The sequence below is a fragment of the Alteromonas profundi genome (assembly GCF_010500865.1).
In the GTDB taxonomy this organism is placed as follows: domain Bacteria; phylum Pseudomonadota; class Gammaproteobacteria; order Enterobacterales; family Alteromonadaceae; genus Alteromonas; species Alteromonas profundi.
In genome coordinates this window covers 1-3,964 of the sequence record NZ_JAAAWN010000059.1, presented here as the reverse complement: position 1 = coordinate 3,964, position 3,964 = coordinate 1, and the positions used below count along the sequence as shown (strand labels likewise).

4 protein-coding genes are annotated in these 3,964 nt (G+C 43.9%); 1 reads left to right on the top strand and 3 read right to left on the bottom strand.

What is annotated here, in order from left to right:
* Window positions 1-176: 176 nt before the first annotated feature.
* The 3 genes from GTH32_RS18955 to GTH32_RS18945 all read right to left on the bottom strand — a co-directional run bounded on the left by GTH32_RS18955 (window position 177) and on the right by GTH32_RS18945 (window position 2,057).
* Window positions 177-419 (bottom strand): EF-hand domain-containing protein, encoded by a 243-nt coding sequence (locus GTH32_RS18955; RefSeq protein ID WP_163088736.1) that lies wholly within the window; start codon window positions 417-419, stop codon window positions 177-179.
* Window positions 420-479: 60 nt separating this feature from the next.
* Complete coding sequence (gene trhO, locus GTH32_RS18950; RefSeq protein ID WP_163088734.1) at window positions 480-1,475, bottom strand: oxygen-dependent tRNA uridine(34) hydroxylase TrhO; 996 nt, start codon at window positions 1,473-1,475, stop codon at window positions 480-482.
* An 84-nt stretch (window positions 1,476-1,559) separates the two neighbouring features.
* Entirely contained in the window at window positions 1,560-2,057 is a 498-nt protein-coding gene (locus GTH32_RS18945) for a hypothetical protein (protein ID WP_163088732.1), read from the bottom strand.
* 136 nt (window positions 2,058-2,193) lie between these two features.
* Between GTH32_RS18945 and GTH32_RS18940 the strand changes: the two genes are divergently transcribed.
* Window positions 2,194-3,831 (top strand): response regulator, encoded by a 1,638-nt coding sequence (locus GTH32_RS18940; RefSeq protein ID WP_163088730.1) that lies wholly within the window; start codon window positions 2,194-2,196, stop codon window positions 3,829-3,831.
* Window positions 3,832-3,964 lie beyond the last annotated feature (133 nt).

Genomic DNA, 3,964 nt, shown 5'->3' with positions numbered 1-3,964 from the left:
GGCTTCCTTCAGACCCTGCCGTTAGCCAACAACGCCCTTGCCATTCGGATTGTCTTCCCCTCAGTCAGGGTGATTCAGGTTTCTTCCAACCTGACGGGATTGCCAGCTTCGCTGGGCAAACAAAAAAACGAGCAAGTTGCTCGTTTTTAAAATCTATTTGTGAAACGGCTAACGTATTAGTATTCCCACCAACACTCTTGCCACCACTCAAGAAATTCTTCGAAGTCGATAAAGCCATCGTTATTTTCATCGATAAGCTTAAAGCCTTCTTCAACATGACTTGCTTTCGTTTTAGGCGAAATAACCGTCAATAACTCGATAAACTCGGTTAAATCTATTTGACCATTACCGTCACGATCAAAAAAGCTAAAGTCTTTTCTTATTTCGTCAATTTTTTCATCTGAAAGTTGGGCGTCCACTCGCTTTCCCTTTTAGCTACAACATTTAGAAGTGAGTGTAACGTCCTTCTCTTTCAGTGTCTATGCTTGATTTTCTTTCGCTTTCAACGCTCTCTCGCGCTGTAACCGCGCTTTTTCTTGACGCTTTTGTTCCATTACCAGCCGTGCTTCTGTACCCACATGTTCTTGTTGCCGTTGTTTGGCTAATTGCACTTGCTTTTCACGTTCACGGAAGCGAGCGATTTGTTCATCTGTATGGGTACCATAACAATGCGGGCAACTTACACCTGGCTCGTATTTGTCACTTTCTTTATCTTCTGCTGTTATCGGTAAACGACATGCATAGCATTGCTCATACTGACTTTTTTCTAAGTCGTGATTCACTGCCACACGATTATCGAATACAAAGCAGTCACCTTCCCATAAAGATTCTTCTTTAGGCACGTCTTCAAGATACTGAAGAATACCGCCCTCTAAGTGGTAGACTTCGTCGAACCCCTGCTCCTTTAAGTAGGCCGTAGACTTTTCGCAACGAATACCGCCGGTGCAAAACATGGCCACCTTTTTATTCTTTTGCGGGTCTAATTCTTTCGCAACGTATTCAGGAAACTCTCGAAATGTCTCAGTTTTGGGGTCTATTGCGTTTTTGAACGAGCCAATTTCAATTTCATACCCATTACGCGTATCAATTACGGTTACATCTGGGTCGCTTATTAGTGCGTTCCAATCTTTCGGCTTAACGTAGGTACCCACCGTTCTTCGAGGATCGATACCTTCCACCCCCATAGTGACGATCTCTTTTTTAAGCTTTACTTTTGTACGATAAAAAGGCTGTTCTTCGTGCAATGACTCTTTGGTCGAGATAGGATTGATACGCGCATCGCTATTGAGATAGGCAAGTAAAGCGTCGATACCTTCGCGGGTGCCAGAAACGGTACCGTTTATGCCTTCGTGGGCCAATAACAATGTACCTTTGATGCCGTTTTTCTCCATCGCTTCAAGGAGCGGCTGGCGCATCGATTCATAGTTTTCAAGCGCAACAAATTTGTACATTGCGCATACAATATATTGAGTCATTTATGTTCACCTTTGCTAGTTGGAACGTAAAACCAGTGCAAAATTCGGCGCGCAGTTTAGCAAAGCATCTATTAAATTACTAGCTTAGGCGGCGTTAACCTGATTAGCGTTTTCAATCACTTTATCAAATAAGGTGTTGTCTTCTGCTATGGCGCTAGTATATGCCTTCGCCAATCGCTTTTGTGTCCCTAAAGAACAGTTATTGACCACATCGTCAGCTAACTTTTTCGAATTGTTAACTTGCGCAAGGGGGCTGGGATGCATCGCAAGGTGAAGTCTTGCATCGGCAAAGTGTTCAGCGTTGATGGCTTGACTGATAACATCAAAGGATTGCCAAGCGACGCCCTCACTACAAAGCGGCGGGCGACGATAAAAATTTATTTTCGCAAGCTGCGTTTCAAGAGATAAAGGTGCGTCTTCGGTACCTGCTATTTTTATTGGCTCAGCTAGCGCTGATTGCTGCATCGCCAAGCATAACGTAAAAGCATGCGCATTTTTGGTAGCCTTAGACAGAATACCATTCCACTCAAAGGCAACGCCAGGATCGATACTTTTATCAACTGAATTTACTGTACTAGACACGTTAATTAATACTTAAACAAAAACTATACCTTTGTTTTCGGCAACATAATGTTTTTCTTGAGCTTATCCTTGCCCTATTGGCACTTTTCATTAATCATGTGACTACAGTTTTTGATATTGCCTGCCCGGACACGACATGAACTTTTCAGATAAGCATGTGCTTATAGTGGAAGATCAGCGCCCTTTCCTCGTTCTACTTCGCGGACTTCTTCACTCGATGGGAGCGAGCAATGTAGTTACTAAGTCTTCCGCTGAGAAGGCGCTTTCGGTGTGCCGGAAACAAAAGTTTGATGTCATTGTTTGCGATTTGCATTTAGGGTCGAACAAAAAGAATGGCTTCGAATTTGTTGAAGAATTACGGGTACGACGGTTAGCTAAACCGACCAGCGTATTTATTATTATAAGTGCCGATAGTGCACGCCCCGTAGTATTAGGGTCCATCGAGCGTCGGCCAGACGACTTTTTAATTAAGCCCTTTTCGCAGGCGCAACTTAAAACCCGTATTACTCGGGCTTGGCAAAAACGCCAGTTTCTCGCGCCTGTATATCATCAGATGGCGCAGCAAAACATAGATGCAGCCATTGACGTATGCGAAACTTTGCTAGCAAACCCAAGCCCGTATAAGGGAACCTGCGAACAGCTGCTGGTTGAGCTCTATTGGCAAAGTAAGCAGCCAGATAAAGCCCTGGACGTACTAACCCCTTATTTATCAGGCAAACCCATAATGTGGGCGCAAGTAGCCCTCGGAAAAACGTATTTACAGTTAAAAGATTACGATAAAGCCATTGAAATGGCCGAAATGGTGATTAAACGCAATCGATTCAGCCCTGATGCACAAGATATTTTAGCCCAGGCCTCTGACGGGAAAAACCAGGGTGAACTGGCTATTAGTGCCATTAAAGAAGCGATTAAGCTTTCCCCCTTTTCGTTAACTCGTCATTTTCAGGCCTGCGAGATTGCCCGTAACTACAGCGATTACCTTCTGGCCTCAGCATCGAGTTTAGCTATCTGGGACTTGTCTAAACGTACTGCGCATTACGACAGTTTACATTGGTGCGGTTATGTAAGAAGTTTACTTGATGTTGCTGAATACACAGATGACAAAGGTCAACGCAATCGCTATCAACAAGAGGCATTACTTGCCGTGCAACGGGGTAAGTTTGACGAATATTTGCAACGTTTAACCGATGAGTTCGATGTGGGGATTTTTACCACCATTATTAACGCTAGGGTTAACGTGCTTGACGGTAAAATGCTTGACGCCAAACGACAACTCTCCCGCTCTCAGTTAGCCATTGAGGAAAAGTATGATTCGCCACCCACGGCGTTTATACCTGATAGCGTTAAAGTGATGTACGACTTAGGCGAGTATGAAGACGCTATTCAGTTAAAAGATTTATTAAAGCAACGTGGTTTGCCGCTTGATCCAAATAGCACGGCTATGCTGGCGTCGGAAGAATTAAAAGCAAGGCAAAAACTCGCAGATTATCAAAAATATAACCGCGAAGGCATACAGCTCTATCAGCAAGGTGAATACAAACAAGCCAGAGCATCGTTCACCCTTGCGCAAGAAATTGCACCGGTAAATGTAGGCGTAACGCTTAACCTGTTGCAATGCATATCGCAGATATTTACTCAGACCGGCACAACAACACCAGGGCTAATGCACGAATGCCGGCGCTTGTATAAAATTATTGATGATATGCCATTAAAACAACAGCATGAAGAAAAGTATTTAGCGTTAAAGCAAGATATCAACAGCTTTGTAAAATAGCACAGCAATAATGGGGTCAGAGTCTGAGGGATCCCCACGAATTTAATTTCATGCACATCCGGCCCAGGCCCCGTCTACTATAGAGCTGTACCATTTGAGTGCAGCTTTCCACTGTCGCATAGTGAATCGTATT